Origin of the sequence: Algibacter sp. (genome assembly GCF_039977455.1) — a bacterium.
In the GTDB taxonomy this organism is placed as follows: Bacteria; Bacteroidota; Bacteroidia; order Flavobacteriales; family Flavobacteriaceae; genus Algibacter_B.
Genome location: NZ_JBDWDG010000007.1, coordinates 135,580 through 162,124 on the forward strand (window position 1 = coordinate 135,580; position 26,545 = coordinate 162,124).

At 31.3% G+C, this 26,545-nt stretch carries 30 protein-coding genes and 1 tRNA gene; 10 read left to right on the forward strand and 21 right to left on the reverse strand.

The window, feature by feature from the left end:
• Positions 1-11 precede the first annotated feature (11 nt).
• Together ABJM36_RS01785 and ABJM36_RS01790 are read right to left on the reverse strand one after the other, a co-directional pair.
• Positions 12-836: an ABC transporter permease subunit gene (locus tag ABJM36_RS01785; RefSeq protein ID WP_348448541.1), complete on the reverse strand. Its 825-nt coding sequence runs from the start codon at positions 834-836 to the stop codon at positions 12-14.
• 5 nt (positions 837-841) lie between these two features.
• Positions 842-1,747, reverse strand: coding sequence for an ATP-binding cassette domain-containing protein (locus ABJM36_RS01790; RefSeq protein WP_348448543.1), 906 nt, complete (start codon positions 1,745-1,747; stop codon positions 842-844).
• A gap of 125 nt (positions 1,748-1,872) precedes the next feature.
• Here ABJM36_RS01790 and ABJM36_RS01795 point away from each other — a divergent pair, with 125 nt between their 5' ends.
• Positions 1,873-2,964: a hypothetical protein gene (locus ABJM36_RS01795; RefSeq protein ID WP_348448545.1), complete on the forward strand. Its 1,092-nt coding sequence runs from the start codon at positions 1,873-1,875 to the stop codon at positions 2,962-2,964.
• On the opposite strand, the gene ABJM36_RS01800 is transcribed toward ABJM36_RS01795, so the two are convergent.
• The 7 genes from ABJM36_RS01800 to ABJM36_RS01830 form a co-directional block, all read right to left on the reverse strand.
• On the reverse strand, positions 2,945-3,457 hold the full coding sequence (locus tag ABJM36_RS01800) for a hypothetical protein (protein ID WP_348448547.1): 513 nt from the start codon (positions 3,455-3,457) through the stop codon (positions 2,945-2,947). The two genes, ABJM36_RS01795 and ABJM36_RS01800, sit on opposite strands and share 20 nt — an antisense overlap.
• Positions 3,458-3,496: 39 nt before the next feature.
• Complete coding sequence (locus tag ABJM36_RS01805; protein WP_348448549.1) at positions 3,497-4,510, reverse strand: COX15/CtaA family protein; 1,014 nt, start codon at positions 4,508-4,510, stop codon at positions 3,497-3,499.
• Between the two features lies 1 nt (position 4,511).
• Positions 4,512-4,961 carry a GNAT family N-acetyltransferase gene (locus ABJM36_RS01810; protein WP_348448551.1) on the reverse strand — a complete coding sequence of 150 codons (450 nt, stop codon included), beginning with the start codon at positions 4,959-4,961 and terminating at the stop codon, positions 4,512-4,514.
• Positions 4,962-4,990: 29 nt separating this feature from the next.
• Positions 4,991-6,421: an HD domain-containing protein gene (locus tag ABJM36_RS01815; RefSeq protein WP_348448553.1), complete on the reverse strand. Its 1,431-nt coding sequence runs from the start codon at positions 6,419-6,421 to the stop codon at positions 4,991-4,993.
• 17 nt (positions 6,422-6,438) lie between these two features.
• Entirely contained in the window at positions 6,439-6,999 is a 561-nt protein-coding gene (locus tag ABJM36_RS01820) for an L-threonylcarbamoyladenylate synthase (protein WP_348448555.1), read from the reverse strand.
• A 202-nt stretch (positions 7,000-7,201) separates the two neighbouring features.
• Positions 7,202-8,098: a polysaccharide pyruvyl transferase family protein gene (locus ABJM36_RS01825; RefSeq protein ID WP_348448557.1), complete on the reverse strand. Its 897-nt coding sequence runs from the start codon at positions 8,096-8,098 to the stop codon at positions 7,202-7,204.
• A gap of 1 nt (position 8,099) precedes the next feature.
• Entirely contained in the window at positions 8,100-9,167 is a 1,068-nt protein-coding gene (locus ABJM36_RS01830) for a glycosyltransferase family 1 protein (protein WP_348448559.1), read from the reverse strand.
• A 257-nt stretch (positions 9,168-9,424) separates the two neighbouring features.
• On the opposite strand from ABJM36_RS01830, the gene ABJM36_RS01835 reads away from it, so the two are divergent.
• Positions 9,425-10,192, forward strand: coding sequence for a lipopolysaccharide kinase InaA family protein (locus ABJM36_RS01835; RefSeq protein WP_348448561.1), 768 nt, complete (start codon positions 9,425-9,427; stop codon positions 10,190-10,192).
• On the opposite strand, the gene ABJM36_RS01840 is transcribed toward ABJM36_RS01835, so the two are convergent.
• From ABJM36_RS01840 to ABJM36_RS01855, 4 genes are read right to left on the reverse strand one after another with little or no spacing between them, the layout of a single operon-like run.
• On the reverse strand, positions 10,181-10,939 hold the full coding sequence (locus tag ABJM36_RS01840; RefSeq protein ID WP_348448563.1) for a glycosyltransferase family 2 protein: 759 nt from the start codon (positions 10,937-10,939) through the stop codon (positions 10,181-10,183). The two genes, ABJM36_RS01835 and ABJM36_RS01840, sit on opposite strands and share 12 nt — an antisense overlap.
• 19 nt (positions 10,940-10,958) lie before the next feature.
• A complete protein-coding gene (locus ABJM36_RS01845; RefSeq protein ID WP_348448565.1) occupies positions 10,959-12,032 on the reverse strand; it encodes a CDP-glycerol glycerophosphotransferase family protein in 1,074 nt (357 codons plus the stop codon).
• A 6-nt stretch (positions 12,033-12,038) separates the two neighbouring features.
• A complete protein-coding gene (locus tag ABJM36_RS01850) occupies positions 12,039-13,091 on the reverse strand; it encodes a glycosyltransferase family 9 protein (protein WP_348448567.1) in 1,053 nt (350 codons plus the stop codon).
• Complete coding sequence (locus ABJM36_RS01855; protein ID WP_348448569.1) at positions 13,092-13,907, reverse strand: 2,3,4,5-tetrahydropyridine-2,6-dicarboxylate N-succinyltransferase; 816 nt, start codon at positions 13,905-13,907, stop codon at positions 13,092-13,094.
• Between the two features lie 325 nt (positions 13,908-14,232).
• On the opposite strand from ABJM36_RS01855, the gene ABJM36_RS01860 reads away from it, so the two are divergent.
• From ABJM36_RS01860 to ABJM36_RS01895, 8 genes are all read left to right on the forward strand, one after another.
• On the forward strand, positions 14,233-14,520 hold the full coding sequence (locus ABJM36_RS01860; RefSeq protein WP_348448571.1) for a hypothetical protein: 288 nt from the start codon (positions 14,233-14,235) through the stop codon (positions 14,518-14,520).
• A gap of 186 nt (positions 14,521-14,706) precedes the next feature.
• Positions 14,707-15,117: a Holliday junction resolvase RuvX gene (gene ruvX, locus ABJM36_RS01865; protein ID WP_348448573.1), complete on the forward strand. Its 411-nt coding sequence runs from the start codon at positions 14,707-14,709 to the stop codon at positions 15,115-15,117.
• A gap of 85 nt (positions 15,118-15,202) precedes the next feature.
• Positions 15,203-15,793, forward strand: a complete 591-nt coding sequence (gene def, locus ABJM36_RS01870) for a peptide deformylase (RefSeq protein WP_348448575.1) — start codon at positions 15,203-15,205, stop codon at positions 15,791-15,793.
• 54 nt (positions 15,794-15,847) lie between these two features.
• The gene (locus ABJM36_RS01875) at positions 15,848-16,276 is read left to right on the forward strand and encodes a DUF5606 domain-containing protein (RefSeq protein ID WP_348448577.1); all 429 of its coding nucleotides are present in this window, start codon (positions 15,848-15,850) and stop codon (positions 16,274-16,276) included.
• A gap of 117 nt (positions 16,277-16,393) precedes the next feature.
• Positions 16,394-17,065, forward strand: coding sequence for a Crp/Fnr family transcriptional regulator (locus tag ABJM36_RS01880; protein ID WP_348448579.1), 672 nt, complete (start codon positions 16,394-16,396; stop codon positions 17,063-17,065).
• A 75-nt stretch (positions 17,066-17,140) separates the two neighbouring features.
• The gene (locus ABJM36_RS01885) at positions 17,141-18,022 is read left to right on the forward strand and encodes an anti-sigma factor (protein ID WP_348448581.1); all 882 of its coding nucleotides are present in this window, start codon (positions 17,141-17,143) and stop codon (positions 18,020-18,022) included.
• A 76-nt stretch (positions 18,023-18,098) separates the two neighbouring features.
• The gene (locus tag ABJM36_RS01890; RefSeq protein ID WP_348448583.1) at positions 18,099-18,656 is read left to right on the forward strand and encodes a TlpA disulfide reductase family protein; all 558 of its coding nucleotides are present in this window, start codon (positions 18,099-18,101) and stop codon (positions 18,654-18,656) included.
• Between the two features lie 71 nt (positions 18,657-18,727).
• Positions 18,728-19,693, forward strand: a complete 966-nt coding sequence (locus ABJM36_RS01895) for a D-2-hydroxyacid dehydrogenase (protein ID WP_348448585.1) — start codon at positions 18,728-18,730, stop codon at positions 19,691-19,693.
• 20 nt (positions 19,694-19,713) lie between these two features.
• Here ABJM36_RS01895 and ABJM36_RS01900 read toward each other — a convergent pair whose 3' ends face one another.
• From ABJM36_RS01900 to ABJM36_RS01935, 8 genes are all read right to left on the reverse strand, one after another.
• Complete coding sequence (locus ABJM36_RS01900) at positions 19,714-20,856, reverse strand: lycopene cyclase family protein (protein ID WP_348448587.1); 1,143 nt, start codon at positions 20,854-20,856, stop codon at positions 19,714-19,716.
• Positions 20,857-20,876: 20 nt separating this feature from the next.
• Positions 20,877-21,326 (reverse strand): beta-carotene hydroxylase, encoded by a 450-nt coding sequence (locus tag ABJM36_RS01905; RefSeq protein ID WP_348448589.1) that lies wholly within the window; start codon positions 21,324-21,326, stop codon positions 20,877-20,879.
• Positions 21,327-21,335: 9 nt separating this feature from the next.
• Positions 21,336-22,175 carry a phytoene/squalene synthase family protein gene (locus ABJM36_RS01910; RefSeq protein WP_348448591.1) on the reverse strand — a complete coding sequence of 280 codons (840 nt, stop codon included), beginning with the start codon at positions 22,173-22,175 and terminating at the stop codon, positions 21,336-21,338.
• Complete coding sequence (gene crtI / locus ABJM36_RS01915; RefSeq protein ID WP_348448593.1) at positions 22,172-23,644, reverse strand: phytoene desaturase family protein; 1,473 nt, start codon at positions 23,642-23,644, stop codon at positions 22,172-22,174. The genes ABJM36_RS01910 and crtI overlap by 4 nt, the downstream gene beginning before the upstream one ends.
• Positions 23,645-23,688: 44 nt before the next feature.
• On the reverse strand, positions 23,689-24,588 hold the full coding sequence (locus ABJM36_RS01920; protein WP_348448595.1) for a MerR family transcriptional regulator: 900 nt from the start codon (positions 24,586-24,588) through the stop codon (positions 23,689-23,691).
• 124 nt (positions 24,589-24,712) lie between these two features.
• Positions 24,713-24,798 (reverse strand) — tRNA-Leu (locus ABJM36_RS01925).
• Positions 24,799-24,973: 175 nt separating this feature from the next.
• A complete protein-coding gene (locus ABJM36_RS01930) occupies positions 24,974-25,738 on the reverse strand; it encodes a RagB/SusD family nutrient uptake outer membrane protein (protein ID WP_348448597.1) in 765 nt (254 codons plus the stop codon).
• Positions 25,678-26,349: a carboxypeptidase-like regulatory domain-containing protein gene (locus tag ABJM36_RS01935; RefSeq protein WP_348448599.1), complete on the reverse strand. Its 672-nt coding sequence runs from the start codon at positions 26,347-26,349 to the stop codon at positions 25,678-25,680. The genes ABJM36_RS01930 and ABJM36_RS01935 overlap by 61 nt, the downstream gene beginning before the upstream one ends.
• Positions 26,350-26,545: the final 196 nt, after the last annotated feature.

The following is a 26,545-nucleotide window of genomic DNA, read 5'->3' on the forward strand; positions in this document are numbered from 1 at the left end:
TATCAAAGGTATTATAAATCTCGGTTTTTTAATAATCTATACGATAAAAAAACAAAAACCGCTGTCCAGCCTATTACAATAGCTAATTCGTACCAATGCACGGCGTAATCATAAATAAGTTCTCCCTTATCTGGGAATTTCGTCATGGCAATGCGTTGAAAAGGCTGGTCTATTAAATTATACATGGATTTTAAAGGGAAGAAGTCTTGAATTGTACCGGCCAATGCAACATCAGATTGCCATGATATTAAACCAAATACTATCCATTCTGTAATAAATAGAATAAATAAAAAAGCTAGAGCAAATGCCGAACGTTTTACCAACATACCCAAAAACAAACATAAACTAAAGAAACCAATTAATTTTAAAAGGTAGGCAAATAGAAATTCGATTTCACTAAAAATTATAGATGCCTCATTATAACTAGAGTAATACAGGCCAATACAAAACGAAATGAAACCAATAATTATGGTTGAAACCAATGAAAAGAATACAATTGTATAAAACTTAGATAGTATAAATTCTATTTTACTTAATCCATCAATAAGGTTTTGCTTAATAGTTTTATTACTGTATTCATTACCAATCATACTTACCACAACAATAGCAAAGAAAAACTTAAATTGTGAAGCAAAAAATGTTGTTAAGTGCCAAATAATAGGGAAGTTGAAAATGCCTAACTCACCCAGTTCTAAGGTGAAAAAACCAAAAACATTAATTTTAAGGGATGACAGAAGTATTACAAAAAATGGCAAAACAAAGGATATGAATATGAGTATTTTACTCGTTTTATTTAGCAATAACTTTTGTAATTCTAAATTTAAAAGTCGTAACATTAGGTTTAGTTTTGGTTGTTATTATCTGTTAATTGTAAAAATTGTTCTTCTAAACTTTCCTTACGTTGCACTAAATGTGTTAGAATAATATCTTGGCTAAAAAGGTATTTGTTTAAATCTTCAGATTGCATGGGTTCTTTTAAAAAGGCTGTAATCAGTTGGCCTTGTACTTTAATTTTTCCAAAGGAAGCATTGTTTTCTAGCAGTGTAATTAATTCAGTTTGCTTGTGGGTTTTAAGTTCGAAAAATCCGTGGCTAGAAATCATTTCATCTACCCGACCAGAATACAATTTTACACCTTTGCGAAGCACTACAACATGCGAGCATACTTTTTCTACTTCATCCAATAAATGCGAAGCCAATAAAATAGTTGTTCCTTTAGTGGCTATTTGTTTTATTATTTCTCTAATTTGGTGAATACCTTGCGGGTCTAATCCGTTGGTAGGTTCATCAAGTATTAATATTTCTGGGTCGTTTAATAGGGCAGAAGCTATAGCTAAACGTTGTTTCATTCCTAAAGAAAAGGTTTGGAATTTACTGTCCTTACGTTCTAAAAGACCAACCGTTTCTAGTTTCTCGTTTATTTTGCTAAGCGAAACACCTTTAATTTTACAAACTAATTTTAAGTTTTGTTCTGCTGTCATGTACGGATAAAAGTTAGGCCTCTCAATTATGGCGCCTACCTTTTTTAAGGCCTCGTGGGTTGAGGTGTTGCCGTCAAACCAATGGAAATCACCTTCGGTTTTATTAACTACATTTAGCACAATGCCTAATGTGGTAGATTTTCCGCTACCATTTGGTCCTAAAATACCGTAAACATTCCCTTTTTTAATCGTAAATGATAAGTTTTTTACTGCTGTTAAGTATCCGAATTTTTTGGTAAGGTTGTTAATTGAAAGTATGGTGTCCAAACTAAAAGATTTTTGGGCCAACCGAATATGTTAGCTATGGTTTGTTATTTTAATACGACGATTGTATATGGTTTTTGTTACACACATATCAATAAAAAGATTAAATTTGAATAAGTAAGATACCTATGCAAGATTTAAAAATTTCAAAGAAGAAGCCATCGTTTCCTATAACGCCTAAGTTACATGACTATTTAAGCGAATACAATAGAAATATAAAAATCCCTATTTTTTATGATGATTTGTTGCGTTTTCAAGGGTCTATAGTGGTTTATGATAAAGATGATAACGATACCCTTTGGATTCGTGTTTATTATAACGATTATGAACGCGAAGAAATTGACGCTGCATTAAAAAAAGTATATACCATATTTCATTCTGATGGTAACGATAGTGTTTTACCCTTTTTAAATGTTGATGCTATTGATTTTTGCACCTTTGGAAACTCAAAACCATTTAGAATAAAAGTTAGAAATATTTTAAATGATAATTACACGTATTTTTATGTAAAAACAGCTGATTCTTCTAGGATTTATGGTTTAGAGCTAGAACATATGTTGTCGCCTTATAATCTGAATTATTTGGTGTATAAGAATACATTAATAGAAGAACATATTGCAGGTATCCCTGGAGATGAGTTTATAAAGAATTTTTTACCAAAATGTGATAAATCTGAAAAATCTCAAATAGCAAAAGAGTTTGTTAAGTTTAACGAACGTTGTATGATTAGGCTTTTAGGTGATATGCGTTCTTACAATTATGTAATTGTGCCTACCCACGATTTTGATCATGTGGTGTATAAAATAAGAGCTATAGATTTCGATCAACAATCTTATGAGGGGAAGTTTAATATATACAGGCCACAATTTTTTAAAGAAAATTATGAGATGGTACAGTTGGTTTCTAATAGTATGCAAAAATTGTCCATTACTCAGTATAAAACTGAAGAGCGTTCTATTTTAGTAAAACGTTTAAAAAGTTTTCATGATCGTATAGATATGCTTCTAGAATGTATGGAAGAAGATACCATTTCAACAATCGATAATATCGATTTATTAAAATATAAAATCTTTGAATATACCCAAGACGTTAATTTTAAACGTTGCGAAAATATGGGGCAAATTCTAAAACATTCATTGGAATTTTTAACTCGGAATTATGAAAATGTAAATATTGAGAATTTAAGACAACAACGAAATACTAATTCCAGTTTTCGTTAAAATCTAGGTCTTCATAATCATCTACATCAATACCATCGTCAAATTCGTTGTATGGGTCGTCTTCATCAGCTTCAAATACTTTTTCTGGAGCATTATCTGGCACTTGCCCTTGAACAAACATTAGGTTTGGGTAATCATGACCTTCGGTTTCTTCAACAATTTCAGCAAGTTCAACATAAAATGTCCACATGCTCATAAAATCGTAAACGTAAATTAATTTTGTTTGCGCTTCGTGCACCACGCTATCTAAAGACGTTTCATTCATTAAACGCGCAGAGCCATCATCACTTAAATCAAATAATGAAATTTCTTCACCTTGCTCCCAAATATCGTTACTTAAGTAAAACGAAGCCATTTCGCTTCCATCAAACCCAAAAGATTGTGTAACTATATTGTGCAAATCTTCAAGCGTATCGGTTTCGCGAATTTCTAAATCGCGAAAAATATCCTCTTCGGTATCATTATCTAAAATAACTCTAAATCTATAAATCATGGAAAGCAAATTATGCTACAAAGGTAGCTTTTTTTTAAATTATTTTGAGAATCTATGTAGCGTAAATGTCATGGCGCTTAACAGAAAAAAGGCTCCTATTTGATGTGCAACACCTAGCCAAAGTGGAACAGCATATATTATGGTTAAAACACCTAGTAAAAATTGAAATCCTACTAAAACTAACAGGGCATTTATACCTTTGTTTTGAAGTTTAGTAAGCGATAATTTACGAGCTTGAAACCATAATACTATAATTGAAATAACGACTAAATACGCTAAAGTTCTGTGAATAAATTGTATACCGCTAGGGTTTTCAATTAGGTTTTTGTAAAAAGGTTCAAGAACATATACCGTATGATGTATAAACATGTTTTCATTCATTAAAGGCCAATGGTTATGAAGTAAACCGGCTTTTAAACCTGCCACAAAAGCACCGTAAATAATTTGAACGATAAGAATTAAATAACTGGCTATTATAAGATTTCTGAATTTCTTATTAATGGTTTTTCTATTAGGAAAATATAAATCTAAGGCTACCCAAAGTGTAGCTGCAAACGTGAGGAATGCTGTTGTTAAATGTGCTGCTAAACGAAAATGACTAACATCTGGCCTATCTACCAAACCACTTTTAACCATATACCAACCTAAAAAACCTTGAAAACCACCAAGTATTAATAACACTAAACATTTTTTTATAGTGCTTTTTGTAAGTTGTTTGGCTGCTAGAAAATATAAAAAAGGAATAATAAATACTAAGCCAATAACTCGACCTATTAACCTGTGCAACCATTCCCAGAAATAAATACTTTTAAAATCCTCAATAGTAAAATGCGAATGTAATTTTTGAAATTCAGGGTATTGCTGATATAAATTAAAAGCTTCTTGCCATTCTGCATTATTTAGCGGTGGAATTGTACCTGTTATTAATTTATAATTTGAAATGGATAATCCAGAATCTGTAAGTCGAGTAATACCACCCACAACAACCATAATAAAAATTAATACACACCCTGTAAGCAACCAATAGATAACTTTTTTGTTGTCCTTTTTCATATTAAATTAACGCTTTTTCAAAACATAAACTATTTTCAATAGTTGCATATTGTCCGTAGTTTGGTATAATATTATAGTTGTTTTTTTTATAAAAATGCACAGCTTCTATTTGTCTTTTTCCTGTTTCTAGAATACATTTTTTATATCCCAATTCTTTTGCCCAATTCTCTAAACCTTCTAAAATTTTAGTTGCAAGACCTAAATTTCTGGTTTGTACATGTGTAAACATGCGTTTAATTTCTACCGTATTTTTATCAACTTCTTTAAAAGCACCGCAACCAACGGGTTTACTTTCTAAATAGGCCACAATGGTGTTTTTTAGGACATCAATATTGTTGTATTGGTTGTAAAACTCATGATCTTCTCCATCAATTATTTTTAAATAAGCATCTAGTTGCGTCACTAAATCTATGAAGTCGTTGTTCCCAGAGTTTGTTTTAACTAAATGCATGATGCCGTATTGCTTTATAAAAAGGCCTGTTATATTTTTTTAGTGTTTACTGCTTGTAGCCCCAAACGCTTACCTTCTTTAAGCATTAATTGAAATGCGGCATCATAGTCATTCGGGATATTACCTTCAAGAATAGCTTCTTTAATAGCTTCTTTTATAAGGCCAATTTCGCGAGAGGGTTTCAGGTTAAATGTTTTAATGATCTCTTCACCAGATATTGGCGGTTGAAAATTTCTAACATGATCGCGGGCTTCTACTTCAATAATTTTTTCGCGAACAATTTTAAAATTATTATGGTATTTATTGAATTTTTTTGGATTCTTGGTGGTTATATCTGCTTCACAAAGCGTCATTAAATCTTCTACGTAGTCACCAGCATCAAAAACCAAACGGCGAACAGCAGAATCTGTTGCCATATCATCGGCTAACACAATAGGCCGCGAGCTCATAAAAACCATTTTCTGAACAAATTTCATTTTGTCGTTCAATGGCATTTTTAGTCTTTTAAATAAATGATAGACCATTTTAGAACCTTCAAATTCATGTCCATGAAAGGTCCATCCTACTTTTTTGCTAAACTTTTTAGTTGGTGCTTTTCCTATGTCGTGCAATAAGGCTGCCCAACGCAACCAAAGGTTATCAGTGTTTTGTGAAATATTATCGACCACCTCAAGGGTGTGGTAAAAATTGTCTTTATGGCGCTGCCCTTCCACCTCATCAATACCTTTTAAGGCAGTTAATTCTGGTAGAATATGTTTCAATAATCCTGTTTTTTCCAATAATAAAAAACCTTTGGATGGCTTTTTGCTTTCTAGAATTTTATGAAGCTCTGTAACAATACGTTCGTTAGTAATTATTTTAATGCGCTTGCTATTATTAGTTATAGCTTCAAGAGATTTTGCTTCTATAATAAAATCGAGTTGGGTAGCAAACCTAATGGCGCGTAACATACGTAACGGGTCATCGCTATAGGTAATATCGGGGTTTAAAGGTGTTTTAATGATTTTGTTTTCTAAATCGTTTACACCATTAAATGGGTCTAATAAATCGCCAAATGCCTTCTCGTTTAAGTTTAAGGCTAATGCATTTATAGTGAAATCTCTTCGGTTTTGATCGTCTTCTAACGAGCCATTTTCAACCGATGGATTTCTGCTGTCTGCCGTATACGATTCTTTTCTAGCACCAACAAATTCAATTTCAATATCATCATGCCTTAACATAGCGGTACCATAAGTTTTAAAAACTTGTACTTTGGTTTTGTTAGGTAGGTTTTTGGCAACTTGTTTTGCTAATTGAATGCCATCTCCAATAGCAACAATGTCGATGTCCTTAGCATCATCACGTTTTAATAGAAAATCGCGAACAAATCCACCAATTACAAAAGATTCCAATTGGAGTTCTTTTGCCGATTTTGATATGATTTTAAATATATTATGCTGAAGTGCTTCTTTGTAATTCATTACCAGTATTTGAGCGTTTACTCTCGAATAATCTTTACAACATTACTATTGCTTATCTTAATAATTGAAGACGGTTTATTGCAAATTTTTTCGTGCTGCAAATTTACTACATAATCAACACCTTTTAAAATCTCATCGCTTATTTCTTTAAACGATTTTGGTGTTGGAGCACCACTAATATTAGCAGAGGTAGAAACAAGCGGTCCGTTTAGTTTACGCGATAGCCAGTAGCAGAAGTCATCATCTGGAATTCTTATAGCAATACTACCGTCATCAGCAATTAAATTATGCGCTAAATTTTTGGCGTCGTCATAAATAATTGTTGTTGGTTTTTCTGCTATATCAATAATGTTTAAAGCTGTTTCAGGTACGGTTTTAACATATTGTTTTAGCATTCTATCGTCAGTTACTAGACAAATAAGTGCTTTGGAATCTATACGGTTTTTTAAACGATACACTTTTTTAACAGCTTCAGGGTTGGTAGCATCACAACCAATACCCCAAACCGTATCTGTAGGGTAGAGGATAATACCGCCGTTTTTTAGGATTTCTAGGGTTTTATTGATTTCGTTTTGCATTATTTTATATAATTAACTACTTTTTTAAAGTTGCAAAATTACGACATAATACATGCGTTTTAAAATCTCATTTATTTATAAATGATTACTTCAACCTTTAAATTAATTAAAGCAAATTTTACACTTCTTTTATTTGTGCTTAAGTTAATAGCTAAAACTGTTTTATCTCTACTTGTAGAATTGGCGTTGTTTTATTTTGCTTTTATATTTCGAGATAGTCGAAAACTTTTTTAGAAAATTCAATATTTATTTCTCTACATTCTTCTAAAACCCCAGAATATGATTGTGCTTTATGCAAATCGTTCTTAAAATTATTAAACGAGGTTATTACGGGTTTATATTTAAAATCGAAAAATTTCGATGAATTTGGAATCACAAGCACTTTTTTTCCTAGTAACATGGACCAATACATAGCATGATAACTATCTGTTACAATAGTTTGTGAGTTTCCAATAAAGGAAATCATATCTTCTAAGTTGGTTGTGTTCGAGGTAGATGGGTAATTTTGTAGTTTTTTTAAAAGTTGTTTGTTTTTAATAGTTTTTTTATGGTAAATTATTCCAATTTCTTCAGTTTCGATAAATGAATTATTAAAAATGGGATGCAAACAGCTAACGCATGGTACCCAAGTAGCTTTCATGCTATAATCGCGCACACCTACTAATCCAAATTTGTTGATGTCTATATTGTATGAGGTAATAGAATCGAATTCTTTTTTGTTTTTTGAGTTGTGCCCAACTCCCCAAAGAACAGTCTTTTTGCCTTTAGCCTTAAGTTGTTCAAAAAGATGTAATTGTTTTTCAAAACACCCTCGGTTTAATAGACCACCACCTCCTATTATTAAGGCGTTGTTAGTTATTTTGTTAATCCAATTATCGGTCACGGCATTGTTAAGTTTTTTGTAATCAAAAATATCTAACTGTTTGTTTTTTAAAGAATCGAAATATAAATGAGGAGCACAAAAGTAGTCACCAATATTTCTGTTATCTATTCTATGAATATTTACCACAGAGTTATTTTGCTGTTCAGTATTTAGAATAGTTTTTATAGTTTTTCTTTTTTTTATGTTCCGCTTAACTGAGTTTATTAATTTTTGCATTTTATTGTATTAAAGTATTATAGACCTTTAAATATGCTTTAGCCGCATCGTCCCAATTAAAACTTAGAGCTCTTTTAGCCAATTTAGATTTATAGTACTCTTGTTTTTCTATAAATGTATGCATTCCGTTTTCAAAAACTTCAATCATATGTTCATGATCATAATTGTCCCAATAAAATGCTAAATCGCCACCAATTTCGGGTAATGATGTGTTGTTAGAAGTGAATATTGGTTTTTCAAATTTCATGGCTTCTACTATTGGTAACCCAAAACCTTCTCTTAAAGATGGAAAAACAAATGCCGAACAATTTTTGTAATAATATTGTTTGTCAAGCTCAGAAATTTTGCCAACTAGAAAAACACGATTCGATAACTTATGTTTTGAAATAAGTTTTTTAATTTTTTCTGCTTCGTTTGTATCATTTTTTCCCGCTATTATTAATTTATAATCTTTTAATCCCAATATTAAGGGAATTAGAGAAGTAAAGTTTTTACGAGATTTTATTTCTCCTATTGTAAATAAATAGGGGGATTGGATGTTTATTTTTGGTATATGTTTTTCAGTAAGCAATATTTTTGAAATAGGGTTTCCGTTATAAATTACAAATTCTGGTACTTTTGGAACATTAAAATACTTATGTGTTGAAGCCTTGGCGTAGTTTGAAATATAGGTAATACCATCACTTTTATTTAATTTCTCTTGAAACTTAATATTGTTTTTTTTGTTTTTATAATCAGTTATGTCTTTTATGTGAGATGTATTATGTACCGTTAATAGGTATGGGGTATTATGGTATGGCTCAATAGAAGTGTTTTGATTCATGGCGTGCCATAAGTCATATTTTTTTTTAATTCTAAATATAGGATATCTCCTTAATGAATAGTACTTTTTGTATTTAAAAGAGCTACCAAATTCTTTCTTTAATATTTGAATTTTAGGGGTATGAACAGTAATGTTTAAATCGTCTTGATTTGCGTTATATATTCCTTTAATTAGGTGGTAATTAAACTGTCCAAAACCAAAGTTTAAATTTTTTATATTATGCGATTCTAAAAAAATATTATGCATTTATATCTGTTTCTAAAAATAAAACTAAACAAAATATATTTATTTATTGATTTTATTGAAAGATAATGTAACTAGTTGTGGTTTTATTGAATGAAAGGAGAATTAAATAAACAATTTACTGTTCATGACCGCGCCATACACTAGAAGCTGTTATTTGAAGTAATCTCATATAAATTTGTATTCATCAAATGTAAAATAATATATCTAAATTGTTGAAACATTATAATAAAAAACGTAAAATATTGTAATATTGCGGTATGAAGAATTCTGTAATTCATGATAATTTTAAGCCTTATAAATCGGAAATAGATGGCTTCATTGTTAACTTTGATGATGAAGGAGAAGATTTTGGTAATCAACAACGTAACAGTTTAAAGCTGTTTAAATTAAATGATAGTTTAGTAAATATCAAATCGTTCAGAATACCCAATATTGTAAACCAAATTGCGTATAAGTTTTTCAGGAAAAGTAAAGCACAACGATCTTTTGAGTATGCAAAAAAACTTACCGAATTAAATATAGGAACACCACAGCCAATTGCTTATTACGAGTTTAAAACCCCATTTTTATTCAAGAAAAGTTATTACATAAGTGAGCATTTAAACTATGATTTAACGTATAGAGAACTTACCACAGATTTTAACTATCCAGATTATGAAAATATTTTGCGTGAATTTACAAGGTTTACTTATAAATTACATGAAAATGGTATCAATTTTCTAGACCATTCACCTGGCAATACTTTAATAAATAAGGTGAATGAAACATATCTGTTTTATTTGGTAGATTTAAACCGAATGGAATTCAAATCTATGGATTTTGAAACCCGTATTAAGAATTTTGCACGTTTAACCGTTCATAAATCTATGGTTGAAGTGATGAGTGATGAGTATGCTAAATGCTTGGGAGAAAATTATGATAAAGTTTTTAACTTAATGTGGCATGAAACTGAAGATTTTCAGGCCAGATATCACCGAAGAAGGCGATTAAAAAATAAAATTAAGTTTTGGAAATCAGCGCGTTAACTTCTTTAATTCTTGGTATCTAAAATGCACGCCATAAGCACTTAAGTAACAAATTTGAAATCCTTCTTTACCATCTAATATACCCAATCTAAAAATATAATTGGTTATAAATTTAATTACAGGGTGGAGGTATAAATGGTAGGCATTTGATTTTTTACCTTTATTAAAAAGCTCTAAAGCTTTTAGTTGAGCATAATGCTCCATTTTCGATTTGTAATAGGCAGCACTATCAAAGCAATAATGTAACATGGTGTTTTTACATAGTTTACTTTTTCCGTCAATTTTAGGCATCTCATGTACTATTTTATCTTCAATATAAGTTACCGTTCCTTTTTTAAATAATCGATAGGTAGTATCGGTTTGAAAGCCGCTAAAACGAATTCTTTTTTGCTTGAAAAAGTACAAGCGTTTAACCATAAACGCAACAGTGCCGTCAGGATTATTAATCTCTTCTAGAATTTCATTTTTAAGAGGTTCCGGAATACGCTCATCTGCATCAATGAATAAAATCCAATTATGATTAGCTTGTTGCAAAGCAAAATTACGTTGATCTGCAAAGTTTTTAAATGGACGTTGTAGGGCTTTTACGTTTTTAAATTGCTGAAGTTTTTCAAACGTACCATCTGTACTAAAGGAATCTACCACTATAATTTCTTGTGCAAAACTCACATTTTTTATAACGCTCTCAATGTGTTTTATTTCATTAAAAGTAATTATTAAAACCGATATTTTTTGTTTGTTTTTCAAAAATTAAATGGTGTTAAAATTATTTGGTAAAGGCCTTGTTAAAACTTTTAAAAGTAAAGAAATTAAGGCGTTTTCTAATTTTATATTTTCGAATAAGGTTTAAAGGTTTCTTTTTAAGATGATTTTTGTTTTTATGTAAAAAATCTATTGTTGCCCTAATAACGCGTTCTGATGATTTTCCATCGAAATAAGGGTGTAAATTATTAACGAATGCATCAATATTTTCAATTAAATCACTAGGGTATGTTAAAGCTTTTTCGAAGGCGGATTCAATAGCACTTGTTTCGGTAATATTAACTATATAGTTATGATTAAAGGTATGATTAAAAGTAACTACCGGTTTTTTTTGTAATAAAAATTCTTGAATTGCAGATGTGGTATCAGCAAACATAATATCCGATTGTTTAAACAAAGGAATTAAATTAGTGGTATCAAAAAACGTGAAATTTTCACTATTTAAACTTTGCCATTTAGTTTTTAATTCTTCTGGTAACTTTGGGTGCATTACCATTGAAAAATTATAATTACCTTGTTTTGATAATGTTTTTATTTCATTAAAAACCGCATCATTATAAGCTAAACTTAGTCGTTTCGTAAAAGTACTGGCTATGAAAATAGTGGGCTTTTTGGTTTTGTCTTTTGCTTTCAATGGAAATAATGGGTCAACCTTACTCCATCCCGTTTCAACAATATCAAAGTGTGGGTGTTTAGCTTGTTGTAATTTAAAGCCGTTTGTAGTTGATGGGCCCTGTGTACAATACAAATCAAAGAAGCCTCTAATTCTAAAATGTGCTTCTACATTATTTTTTTCAGGGCGTTTAAAGGATAAAAACCCATGAAATATTTGAACCTTTATTCCAGAAATAAAGTCTGGTACATCATCTGTGGCCGCTAATACAATATCGGGCTCGTAATTAATAACTTCCCTAATGTTTTTTAAAACATTTTTCTTGTTGTTTAATTCTGGGTTTTTATTATCCACATCGCTAAACCACTTAATTTCATAACCACGTTTTAAAATTTCTTGTTCTAAAGGGTTTCCAATGGGAATGGCATAACTATAAGATATGTAAATTAAAAACTTATAACCCATTGGTAATTATTGTTTTAAAAAGTTTATTAGTTTTGGTTTTATATACTCAGGTTTTAATTTTAAATAATAATCCTCTACATTTTTTTTAGCTAAGACTATATCTTGTTCTGAAAAAGGTACAAAATCCGAAATATGAATAGCTACATGATGTTTGTCACTTTCAACACCTCCAAACCAATTTTTTTTATTCAAGTAAGGTGAAAATATAGTAAAAGTTTTAATACCTAAAGCTTTTGCCATATTATTGGCGCCACCTTCATTTCCAATTAATGCGTTGCAATGTTTTGTAATAGCTAAAAATTCGCGTAAACTTTTACCAAATACATTAAATAAAATATGTTGCTGCGTTACTTTGTTACAAGCATCAAAAACTGCCTTAGCTTCTTCTTTCTGCCTCGGAATATAATTAAAAAGTAATTGAGAATCTGTATTTTGCTCTACAATTGTGTTAAGCAATTTTGCCATGTAATTTTTAGGATAGGTTTTGTTTTTACTGCTCCCTAAAACACTTATCATATATAAAGGTTTTTGAAGGTCGATATTGTTTTCCTGTAAATACAATTTCGCATCCTTAACCTCGGTGGAGGTTAAATAAATTTTGGGTGTAATAGGGCTAAATTTTATTTGAAGAGGCTCTAATAATTTAAACCTGTTTTCAATAGCTAAACTAGAATTGTTTTGGGGTTGTTTTAAGCGTTTTATGGTGTGGCTGTAAATATATGCGGTATGCCTTTTATGGTAAGCCGTTTTTATATTAGCCTTAATTGAAAGGCTAATTAAAGCGCTACTTATTTTTCCATAAATATCAATTACCGCATCATATTCTTCTTTTCTTAATTTTTTTAAAAATGCGAAAAACTTTATTTTACTTTTTTCTATTTCGGGAGTGATAAAAATAAATTTATCTATAAACGGATTGTTCTCAACAACAGGATAAGTGTGGTCGTTTATTAAATAATCTAATTGTGATTCAGGAAATTTATGGCGAAGGCTTTCAAACAATATGCTGCTTGTAAGCACATCGCCAATCATTTTTTGCTGAATAATTAGAATTTTCATTTATACTGCTACACTATGCTCACGAAGTGCATCGTTAAGCGATGTTTTCTTATTAGTGCTTTCTTTACGTTTTCCAATAATTAAAGCACAAGGTACGTTATAACTTCCAGAAGGGAATTGTTTAGCATAACTACCAGGTATAACTACCGATCTTGCAGGCACAACACCTTTATATTCTTTAGGTTCATCACCCGTTACATCAATAATTTTTGTACTCATTGTAAGTACTACACCGGCTCCTAAAACAGCCTCAGTTTCTACGCGCACACCTTCAACAACTATACAACGGCTACCAATAAAAGCATTATCTTCAATAATTACTGGAGCAGCTTGTAATGGTTCTAATACACCACCAATTCCTACACCACCAGATAAGTGTACGTTTTTACCAATTTGAGCACAACTACCTACGGTAGCCCAGGTATCAACCATGGTACCTTCATCTACATAAGCTCCAATATTTACATAACTAGGCATTAATATAGTGCCCGCAGAAATATAAGCTCCATGTCTTGCAACTGCATTAGGTACAACTCTAATACCGCGTTTTGCAAAATTTTTCTTTAATGGAATTTTATCGTGGTATTCAAAAATACCAGCTTCTAAAGTTTCCATTTTCTGAATAGGGAAATATAAAACAACTGCTTTTTTTACCCATTCGTTAACTTGCCAACCATCTGTTATAGGCTCAGCAACTCTTAATTCTCCTTTGTCTAATAAATCTATTACGTTTCTAATTGCTGTCGTGGTCTTTTCTTCTTTTAAAAGATCTCTATTATCCCAAGCGTTTTCGATTATTTGTTGTAATTCAGTCATTGGTATTATAATTTTTGGCAAATATAATGGCTATCATTTAAAAAGGCGTTTAAATTGAATTATTTTAAGTAAAAAACCTTAAGAATACCAATGAGTAAAAATGGTGTTTTTAAGATGAAATACACATTTAATCCTAGAAATGCAGATCAATACTAGATTATTGTGTGGTTTGGTGTTTTTGAGCGTTTAAATTGGTTTTTTATCTGTTTATCGGTAAAAACATGACGGTCCTCTTATAATCGAAAATTCATGACGTATAACTAATTTTTTGTAGATGAACACAGTTGGCGATATATATTTGAACCATCGAACAATGATAAACACAATGAAAACAAATTTTTACATCTTATTAATCACTATACTAAGCTTCTCTTTAGGAAATGCACAAAGCACTACTGAAGCTGTAAACAACGAAGCTAATAAGATAGTATCAGTATCAAACGAAACTGAAGCTACAACAGTAAAAAATGATTCATTATTAATTGATGCGTCTCAAGTAAACGAAACAATTGCTCGCAGTTCTAGCGATATTAGAGTGTATTTAAATCGTAAAAGAAAAGTGAGTAACATCAATTTAGTATTTACAGAAATTAATAAAGCAACTAGAGCTTAAACGATAATGTTCAAATATTAATAATTAAGGTTAACTATCGAGAAAGGCTGTCCATTAGGATGGCCTTTTTTGTTTTAATTAAGAAATAACCTTTTAAAAGATTCCATTTGTAATTTTCAATCTCTAAGGAATAGGAAACTAAACAAAGGTTCTTAGAGGAATGTTTGTTATTTTTGAAAAAAAAATATGTCAAGAATTTTAGCAATAGACTTTGGTACAAAAAGAACAGGAATAGCTGTAACGGACGAACTTCAAATAATAGCTTCCGGACTCACTACAGTTAACACTAAAGAGTTAGTAGCGTTTTTAAAGGATTATACGTCCAAAGAGAACGTCGAGTTGTTTTTGGTTGGTGAGCCTAAACAAATGGATAATTCGGCTTCAGAAAGCGAAGTGCATATTGTTAAATTTCTTTCTAAATTAGAAAAAGCTATTCCCAAAATACCAATAAAACGAGTAGACGAACGTTTTACTTCAAAAATGGCATTTCAAACCATGATAGATAGTGGCTTGAAAAAAAGTCAAAGAAAAAACAAAGCGCTCATAGATGAAATTAGTGCAACTCTAATTTTACAAAGCTATTTGTACTCTAAATAGTTAAACAAAAAAAGAATAATTTTTTATTAAATACAAAGCATAAACATTAAGTATTGTATTTTTGCATAGAATAATAATTTAGAGAATGATTTTACCTATTGTAGCTTACGGAGACGCTGTTTTAAAGAAAAAAGCAAAAGATATTACTAAGGATTACCCTAATTTTGAAGGGCTGTTAGAAAATATGTTCGAGACCATGTACAACGCCTACGGTGTAGGGCTTGCGGCACCTCAAATAGGATTACCTATTCGATTGTTTTTGGTTGATACCACACCGTTTTCCGAAGATGAAGATTTAAGTAAAGAAGAGCAAAAAGCACTTAACGGGTTTAAACGTGTTTTTATTAATGCTCAAATTGTTGAAGAAGATGGCGACGAATGGGCTTTTAACGAAGGTTGCTTAAGTATCCCAGACGTAAGGGAAGATGTGTTTAGAAAACCTAATATTACTATTGAATATCTTGACGAAAACTTTAATGCACAAAAGGAATCTTTTGATGGCTTAATAGCTCGAGTTATTCAGCATGAATACGACCATATTGAAGGTATTTTATTTACCGATAAATTATCAAGTTTAAAAAAACGATTATTAAAAGGTAGGCTTACTAATATTTCTAAAGGGAAAATAAATGTAGATTACCGTATGCGATTTCCAGGCCAAAAAAAGAAACGATAATATTTGCAATACATCAATAAACAGTTGATATTTGTGTCTTTCAAAAAATAATTTATGAGTTTAGAAAAAGTAATTTCAATATCAGGTAAACCAGGGTTGTATAAGTTAATTACCCAAACAAGAGGAGGTTTTGTGGCAGAATCGTTAATGGATAACAAACGTATTTCTGTTAGTATGCAAAACAATGTAAGTGTATTAAGTGAAATTGCTATTTATACATTAACCGAAGAGGTTCCTTTACGTCAAGTTTTTCAAAGCATAAAAGAAAAGGAAAATGGAGAAAAAACATCTGTAAAACCTAAAGACAGTAAAGATAAATTAGAAGAGTACTTCTTTAATGTTTTACCAGATTATGACGAAGATAGAGTGTATGCTAGCGATATTAAAAAAGTTATTCAATGGTATAACTTATTACAAGAACATAACATGTTAGATGCGTTAGAGGTTACAGAAGCAGAAAACGTTTCGGACGAAAAAGAATAAATAAATTAAATATTTACTATTAAAACCTTCAAATTTTTTGAAGGTTTTTTTATGCGTTTTTGTAAGGATTTGTTAGGAATATCGACTGTTTATTACCTAATAAAACTCTCTTATATAATGAGGTCTCTTTGGTTTTTTGACGATGTCAACCTGTTTAAGGTGCTTTGTCCGCATAAGTTTAAGGCTTATAAAAAAGGTCATGAGTTTGATGCCTATAAAAAGAAAGACTACATCTACTTTGAAGAAGATTCTGCAAACAAAGTATATCTTATTGAAAAAGGAAAAGTAAAAATTGGCTATTATAGCGAAGATGGTAATGAGGTTGTAAAAGCCATTTTAACACGAGGTGAAATTTTTGGAGAAACTGCTATTTTAGGTGAGTTAAAGCGAGAGGAGTTTGCTCAATCTTTAGATAACGCTACGAGTATTTGTCCCGTTGGTGTTAATACCATGCATGAACTAATGCGAAATAATCAAACCTTTAGTTTAAAAATATATAAGTTCATTGGTTTTAAATTAAAAAAATTGGAAAGACGGTTGCAGCTTTTACTTTTTAAAGATGCTAAAACTAGACTTATTGAGTTTTTAGACGAGTTATGTTCAGATTATGGTTATAATTGCGAAAAAACTGGGGATAAAATCATCAATCATCCATATACCCAAAAAGATATTGCCTCATTAATAGGTATATCTCGTCCAACATTAAACATTTTGCTAAACGAATTAAAAGAAGAAAATGTTATTCAGTTTACTAGAAAAACAATAAGAATCCATCATAAAACGGCTTAATGTTAGATAGCTAACATTTTATAAAATATAGGTGATATACTTTTGAAGTATTACAATAACTAAAATAAATATATCATGTTTAAAAAAATGTTTTTAGCCGTATTAGCGGTGGGGATTTTAGCCAGTTCGTGCAGTAACGATGATGACGGAACCGTGTCATCAAGATTAAATATCTCATTAGATGGATTAGAAAATTTAGGAAACAATTTTGTCTACGAAGGATGGCTAATTGTTGATGGGAACCCTGTTTCTACAGGTGTATTTACAGTAGATGATAACGGAAATTTATCTGAAACAAGTTTTTCAATTTTAAAGGAAACACTTGATGAAGCCACAAATTTTGTCTTAACTATTGAACCAGCAGTCGATCCTGATCCAGCACCAGCGGAAACTAAATTATTAATTGGTGATTTTTTGGGAGATTCTGCAAGTGTAAGTTCTGCAGGTATTGTTGCAGATTTTGCTTCAGTTTCGGGTAACTACATTTTGGCAACTCCAACAGATGCCGATGACACTAATGAATCAAGTGGTGTTTGGTTTTTAGATAATTCTAGCGGAACGGCAATTGCAGGTCTTGATTTACCAATACTTTCGGCGGGATGGATATACGAAGGATGGGTGGTTTTTGATGGAACTCCGGTATCAACAGGGACATTTTTAGATCCAGCTATAGCAGACGATAATGCTGCTACTTCACCTTTTAAAGGTAGTGTAGGTGACGGACCAGCTTATCCAGGTGAAGATTACGTAATGGGTACTGCGGCAGGAGTTACTTTTCCAACAGATTTAAAAGGAAAAACTATTGTTATTTCAGTGGAGCCAAGTCCAGATAATAGTGCAGCGCCTTTTACTTTAAAACCATTAGCCCATATTGTGCCTGATGATGCAGCAGACCATACTGTAATTTCTATGGCAGCAGGTCCATTAACTATTTTAACAGGCACAGTTACTAGATAGACATAAACTTTTTTGTTAGATTTAAGGCATGGTTTCAAATTTTGAAACTGTGCCTTTTTAATTGTAAATTATCAAAATGAATAGAAGTAAAATAAAGAATATTATTTTTTTTGTACTAATAGGTCTATTGCTAATACCACAAACCCGAAAACCTATACAGGTCTTTTTAAATAAAGGATTAGCGCTTTTTGCACCATCTACTATAGATGTGTCAAAGCAAAACAAAATATCAGATTATAATTGGCTATTAAAAGGTGAAAACAATAACGATGTTAACTTTAGTACTACAAAAAACAAAGTGGTTTTAGTTAATTTCTGGGCTACTTGGTGTCCGCCTTGTATTGCAGAAATGCCGAGTATGCAATTATTATATGAAGACTATAAAGATAAAATAGAGTTTGTTTTTGTTTCTAATGAAGACTTTCAAGTAACTAATAACTTCTTAATTAAAAACGAATATACTTTTAGCTCGTACAAAGCCATTTCTAAACATCCTGATGTTTTTAATGTGACAAGTATTCCTAGAACATTTTTAATTGATAAATCAGGGAATATTGTAATTGATAAAACAGGAGCTTCCAACTGGAATAGCGAAACGGTTAGATCAACTATCGATAGCTTGCTTAAAAAATAAAAGGCCTTGCAATTTAAATTTTTCGTAAATTTTACCATAATTTTAAAACGTAATAAAAACCAATTAATAAATTGAAAATAGTTGTATTAGACGGTTACACACTTAACCCAGGCGATTTAAGTTGGGAGGGGATTAAGCAATTTGGCGATGTCTTAGTTTATGACCGAACAGGAAGTAAGACTGAAGAAATCGTAAAAAACATTGGCGATGCCGAAATTGTTTTTACTAATAAAACACCTCTGCCTAAGGACGTTTTGAAACAAGTTTCTCAATTAAAATATATAGGAGTTTTAGCTACAGGTTATAATGTGGTAGATGTAAATACGGCAAAAGAAATGGGTATTACAGTCGCTAATGTACCTACTTACGGCACTCAGGCTGTCGCACAGTTTACTATGGCTTTACTTTTGGAGTTGTGCCACAATGTTGGTGGTCATGCCACTGCAGTGAATAAAGGTGAGTGGACCAAATCGAAGGACTTTTGTTTCTGGAATACACCACTTATAGAGCTTGATGGGAAAACTTTAGGTATAATTGGTTTTGGAAAAATAGGCCAAGCAACAGCAAAAATAGCTGAAGCTTTTGGTTTAAATATAGTTGCATATAACCGAAGTAAAAAAGCAGCTTTAGAAACCGAAACGTGTAGATATGTTTCGTTCGATAAATTATTAAAATCAGCAGATATAATTAGTTTACATTGTCCGGAAACCGATGCGACAAAAGGTATTATCAATAAATTGAATATTGATAAAATGAAGGATGGAGTAATGATTATAAACACATCTCGAGGTGGATTGATTGTTGAAGATCATTTAAAAGATGCGCTAAACTCGGGAAAAGTATATGGAGCTGCGGTCGATGTGGTTTCTACTGAACCCATAAAAGCAGATAACCCCTTATTAAATGCAAAAAACTGTATTATTACGCCTCATATTGCATGGGCCTCTAAAGCATCTAGAAGCAGATTGATGCAAACTACAGTTGGCAATTTAAAAGCTTATTTAGAAGGAAATCCTGTTAATGTCGTTAATTCCTAATTCGTTTATAAAACATCTAATTAAAGTGTTTTAAAGAAAGCCTTTATAAAACGCCAAGAAAACAAAGACATCATTATTTTTAATTCTTCAAAGATAGACGAATCTTCATCTAAAAAACGAAACATGGTTTGAACACTATTTTTGTCATAAAATTGTTGAAAAATCCATTCACCTTTATGATTTTCATCCTTTAAAACTTTTAAAAATACTTTATCGTAAAACTTAAATCGTGTCTTAAATAATTGTTTTGAAGGTGTTTGGTTTGTCTTAATGTTTTCAATTATTTTAGCTACTTTTTTTTCGGTATGCTTAAATGAATATCCTGTTGATCCCTTAACCCAACCACCTGCAGTACCAATTTTGGTTATTTTTTTAGTATTGAATTTTTCAAACGGAAATGTAGTCATAGGTATTTGCCCGTTTTCCGTTTCAATAATCGAATAGCTTTCTAGTTTTAAATAGTCTTCTATGTATTGCTTTATATAGGCATCATAAGTTTCATCTGAAACAATAGTAGAGGTGAAATAGGTGAATTCAACTAAGGCTTCGGTTTCAGAAAATGGTAGTACATAAGTAAATGTAGTTTGCTCGCCATCCTTCAGTCTATAATCCATCATGATTAGAGTGTTTTTCTCAAAAGCGTTTTTCTCTGTTTTAATAACCCAACCTTTAAAATGTTGAATTATTGAAATGTGTTTTTCTGAATTTATGGAAAAGGACTCAGGGATTCTACTATCGAAAACATGCGAAGCCATATACGTATTTTTTAATGTAGAGACATGGACTTCGAGATTTTCTTGTACTTCGGTTACATGTTCTAAAATGAATTTAATATTATTTTTTTTTGAAAGTGTTTTTATAGCCTTTTTATAAAAATCTATAGAACGAATTGATTTGTAAGCATATGGTTTTAGGGTTAAATCAATGTGTTTTTTAGCTGTTATTATTGAAGCTTTATTCCATGTATTGTGTGTTATAGAATTCCATGTGGAAGGTTCTTTTTCCCAAAAGCTCCACGTTTTATCGTTCGTGTCTTTTTTAGAAGGATCGATAAGCGCAATGCTTTTATTTTTAAAATAGGAATCTGCTGCTATTTTTAAAGCCAGTTGTAAACCAGCTAATCCATTTCCAATAATGATATAGTCGAAATGGTTTTTACTCATGGTTAAAGCCAGTTTGAAATCTATTTTTTAAAATATTTAAAAGGAACAAACAGCATACCAAAACACTCACCATCTTCCTTTCCTAGGTGCTTGTGATGCATTTTATGAGCACGCCTAACACCTTTGGCATACCAATTATTAGCATTTCTAAAAAGTTTAAAGCGCTGATGGATAAAAATATCGTGCACTATAAAATAAGATAGTCCGTAAGCAAAAATTCCTAAACCAATAGGTAATCCTGCCCAAAAGCTTGTATGCTTCCAAAGTAAAAAGAAAACAATGCTTATTACGGCGTAAAATATAAAAAAAGCATCGTTGCGTTCAAACCAACTGTCATGGTCCTTGTGATGATGATCTTTATGTAAACGCCATAAAAATCCATGCATAATGTACTTATGGGTAAACCAAGCCATAAATTCCATGAATAAATAGGTGCTTATAAATATGAGTATCCAATATAAGGTATGCATGGTGTAATTTTACATTAAATTTAATTGATATTTTACATAACTACGCATTAAAAGCTCTATTTTTTTAGAGTTGGAAACCCGAATTCTGGAATCTTTAATTTTAAGTGCTGGTGTTTTTTTTAGTTTTTTTAGTAATTGGCTATAGTACCTATATGCCATAAAAACCCCAAATTTAGCTTCGATTGGCAGTTTTTTAATACCGCTTAAGCCTTTTTTGAAATCGGCTTCAATATCGTTGATAATATATTGTTTCGATTTTTCATCTAGATTTTTTAAATCGGTATTTGGAAAGTAGGTGCGGTCCAAACCTTCAAAATCTGCTTTTAAATCTCTTAAAAAGTTCACTTTTTGAAAGGCTGAACCAAGTGACATGGCGGTCTCTTTAAGTTCATTAAATTTTTCGTCGTTGCCTTTTACAAAAACACGTAAACACATTAAACCAACCACATCGGCAGAACCGTAAATATAGGATTTGTATTCATCTTCATTTAAATAGTTGGACTTATGTAAATCTAGTCGCATGCTATGCATAAACGCATCTACAAACGATTTGTCAATGTTATATTTATGAAAGGTGTGTTGAAAAGAGTTTAAAATAGGATTTAAGCTAATTTTGTGTGTTAATGCTAATTCTAAGTCTTCAGAAAATTTATTGAATAGGAATTCCTTATTATAATCATGAAAAGAGTCTACAATCTCATCGGCAAACCTAACAAAGCCATATATGTTATAAATATCGGCACGAATTGATTTGTATAGCATTTTAGTAGCTAACGAAAACGACGTGCTATAAGTCTTGGTTACAAGCTTACTGCTGTTGTAAGACACGGTATCAAATATGGATTTCATACTAATAGTTTATTATGTTTTGTTACTAAATCGGCTACTAATTTTCCTGAAATTAACGCTGGTGGTACACCTGGTCCGGGAACGGTTAATTGCCCAGTGAAAAATAAACTGTCTACTTTTTTACTTTTTAGCTTTGGTCTTAAAAAGGCGGTCTGTAACAAAGTATTTGCCATGCCATATGCATTGCCTTTATAGGAGTTGTAATCTTTTATAAAATCGTTAATACAAAAGCTCTCTTTAAAAATGACATCATTTTGTACGTTTTGCGAGGTTAATTCTTCAAAGCGTTTTATTATTTTATTAAAATAAGTGGATCTTAATTGTGGTGTATCTTTTAAACCTGGTGCTAAAGGAATTAAAAATATACCAGCTTCCTTACCCTCTGGAGCAGCATTTGGGTCTGTTATACTGGGGAAACTTGCATAAAAAAGTGGGTTTTCTGGCCATTTAGGATTGTCGTAAATAGCTTCGGCATGAACATCAAAATCTACATCGAAAAATAAAGTATGATGATTTACATTTTTAAGTTTTTTGTTGAAACCTACATAAAATAGGAGTGAGGAAGGGGCAAAAGTTTTTTTCTGCCAATACGACTCCGTGTACTGCCTTAAAGATTTATCTAACAAGGTTTCGGTATGGTGATAATCTGCTCCACTTACTACAACATCAGAAAAATATGTTGAACCGTTAGATTCTAGACCTACTGCTTTATTATTATTTACAATAATGCTATCAACAGGACTTTCTGTTTTAATATTTACACCAAGTGATGTTGCTAAATTCTCAATCGCTAATATCACTTGATACATTCCTTTTTTAGGATGAAAGGTGCCAAGTCCAAAATCAGCATAGTTCATAAAACTATAAAATGACGGTGTATCGCTAGGTTTGGCGCCTAAGAATAATACAGGGAATTCAAGTATTTTTACTAACCGTTCATTTTTAAAGGCTTTTCTAACATCTTTTTTTATAGTACTAAAAAACTGATTTATTTTTCTTATGGTAGCTGGTGTAACTAATTCTAGAGGGGACACACCCGGGTTATATACTAAATCTTTAATGGCGATATCATAATTGTTTTTAGCTTGGTTTATAAAGGTTTTTAGTTTTTTCGAACTTCCTGGTTCTTCTTTTTCAAAAGCGATTAAAATTTTTTCTAAAGTGTCTTCTATGGTAATAAAATCATCTTTGCCAAAATAAACGCTATATGCCGGATTCAACTTTTCTAGAGTATAGTAATCTGAAGGTTTTTTGTTAAAATCTGAAAAGAAACGTTCAAATACATCAGGCATCCAATACCAAGTTGGTCCTATATCAAAAGTAAAACCATGGGTTTGAAGCTGTCTTGCACGACCTCCAATAGTTTTATTTTTTTCAAAAACAGTTACTTGGTATCCTGCTTTGGCTAAATAGCAAGCTGCCGCCAAAGAAGAAAAACCCGAGCCAATTATATTTACAGTTGCTTTCATATTGTTTAACAAATTTAGCTAAAAATTAAACAATATGAAAATTTTCATAAAGGTTTAACTAAATTTTCAATTGAATTAAAGATAGTTACTTTTTCTGGGATATTTTCAATTTGCAAATCAGAAAACTTTTTGCCCAATAGCATGAGTCTTGTGTTTTCGTTTTTTAGAATTAAATTATGGAATTTGATTATGTATTCTTGAACATCCTTACTTTCAGGATATACTGTAAAATATGATACAAAAGTAACTTCATTAAAAAATTCAAGTAAATTATTTAAATTTTCCATGGGTACACTTTCTCCTAAAAAAATAGTATGGTAGCCCTTGCTTCTAAGTTGATAATTAACAAAAAGAAGTCCAATGTCATGAATTTCGTTTTCTGGAAGAAATAAAACAAATGTACTAGTGTTTGGTTTTGGCTCTAATAGTTGTAAGCGTTCAGTATTTATTAATATTTTTTGTTTAATGAGTACCGATAAAAAATGCTCATGAGCAGGAGTTATGGTGTTGGTTTGCCAAAGCATTCCTATGTCGTCTAGTAATGGGAGGAATACCGAATAGAAAATTTCGCTAAATGTTTTAGTCTCTAAAAGATTATTATAGGTGTTATAAAACAAAACTTGATCGAAGTTTATCATAGCCATTTTTAGAGCATTAATGGAGTAATCTTCCACTTGAACCCTAGATGCTATTTCTCTAACCTTTATGGGGATTTGTTCAGGTTTAAGTTTTGCAATCTTAGAAATTTTTAAACCATTATTATTAAGGTAAGAAATATTTAGTAGTTTTTGAAAACTTGTTAAGCTATAGTTTCTAATATTGGTGTCCGATCGTTTTGGACTAAGTAAATTATAGCGTTTTTCCCAAATACGAATGGTATGTGCCTTAATACCTGTTAGGTTTTCTAGGTCTTTAATACTAAAGTTAACTTTAATGTTGTTCATTTAAAATGAATTTAAGTTAAACAAAAGTATGCCTTTTTAATTTAAATTTTATTAGTTTTATTAATAAAGTGACTATTAGGAGGTTAGATTAAATAGAAAAGAAGTGTTTTTTAGTATAAGATAGTGCGCACGAGAAGATTCGAACTTCCACATCCTAAAACGGATACTGGCCCCTCAAGCCAGCGCGTCTACCAATTCCGCCACGTGCGCATTATAAGGAGAGCAAAAGTATAAAAAGTTAAGGAATAAAACCTAACTTAATTTTTTCAAATTAATTAATTTATTTTGCCTTTGCATCCTGTTTTAATTTTTTTGTGGTGTAGGACGTAATGGTTCTCAGTGGTTTAATTATTAATAAACTAACTTAAACAAATTATTATAAAACTTACTCCCAACCTGGGTTTTGAGTTAGGTTAGGGTTAAGTTGTAATTGATCTAAAGGTAAAGGATTTAAATAGGCTTTAGATTCATCGAAATTAAAATTACCAAAGTTGGAAAAAGGTAGTAAAAATCCATCAGCATCTACTGGCGTTGTTAATGGTAAAGTATTTACTACGCCATCATTATAAAATGCACCTCTTGGTTGGTCGTTATCAAATAAAGTATGTGCTCTCCATCTGTTTAGATCATCAGTTCTAAACCCTTCAGCCATAAGTTCTAAAGATCGTTCTCTTCTAATTTCATATAGAATAGGAGTAAGTGTATAACCATAATTTGGCCAATTTGGGTCAGGAATAATAGCTCCTAAATTTATTCCAGGCATATTAACACGATCACGTAATAGGTTAATAGACCTGTTTAAATCTGCTTGAGTAATAGTACCTAATTCAGCTTTAGCTTCAGCAAAAATTAATAAGGCTTCAGCATAACGCATAATAATTCTTGATGTATTTTCAGTAAAATCATTAAAATCAGCATTATAGTCTACATTTCTATACTTTTGGCTTTCATAACCTGTATTACCGGTGTTGGCATCAGTCCAATCTGGATATTCCCAAACTGTTGTTACGCCATCGCGAACTTCTACAACATCTCCTGGTACCATAATTAAGGCCGCTAATCTAGGGTCTCTTCCAATTTCAATGGTGTTTAGGTCAGTATTGCTTCCGTCAAGAGTACTAACTGCTGTTGGTAAACCATCGGCAGCCAAATAGCTATCTTAAGCACAGACACAGATTCGATATCTTCTGGATTAATATCGCTTATACTCATACTGATACCATCTACAAGCACTAAAAGTCCAGCATCTCCAATAGCCCCATCTCCGCCAGCTGTAATAAAACCACGGATGTTAATATTAGAATCTTCACCAGGTTGACCACCTCCTGTAGAATTTGAAATTACTAAACCAGGTACTGTACCCTGTAAAGAACGTGCTGCATTCGCTGTTGGTCTGTCTTGAAAAACCTCAGTTCCTACCGCAGATACCGCAGCCGTTAAGTTTACCTTTTTCTGGGTACCATAACCTACTACAACAACTTCATCTAGAGCTGAAATGTCTTCTTCTGAAGAAACATTAAAAGTAGTTTGGTTTGTAATAGCAATTTCTTTTGTTTTAAAACCAATAAAAGAAAATACTAATGTTGCATTTTGGTTGGAAGTGCTTATGTTATAAACACCATCAAAATCTGTTTGCACGCCATTGGTTGTCCCTTTTTCTAGGACATTTACGCCCGGTATTGGTTGTCCGTTAACATCTGTTACGGTACCGCTTACTGTTTGTTGTAAATAGCTAGTAGATTTTTTAAATTCTACACTCATAATAGGCTCCAAACCATAACTGGCAGAAACGCAAGAAAAAAATAAAGAAATTAAGAAAAACCTCCAACGATTTTAAATCGTTGGAGGTTTTTGTAAATAAATTTAATTATATTTTAGTAACCCGGATTTTGTGTTAGGTTAACATTATCATCTAAAAAAGGAATATAAATAGGTAGTAGATAGTAATTATCATTCC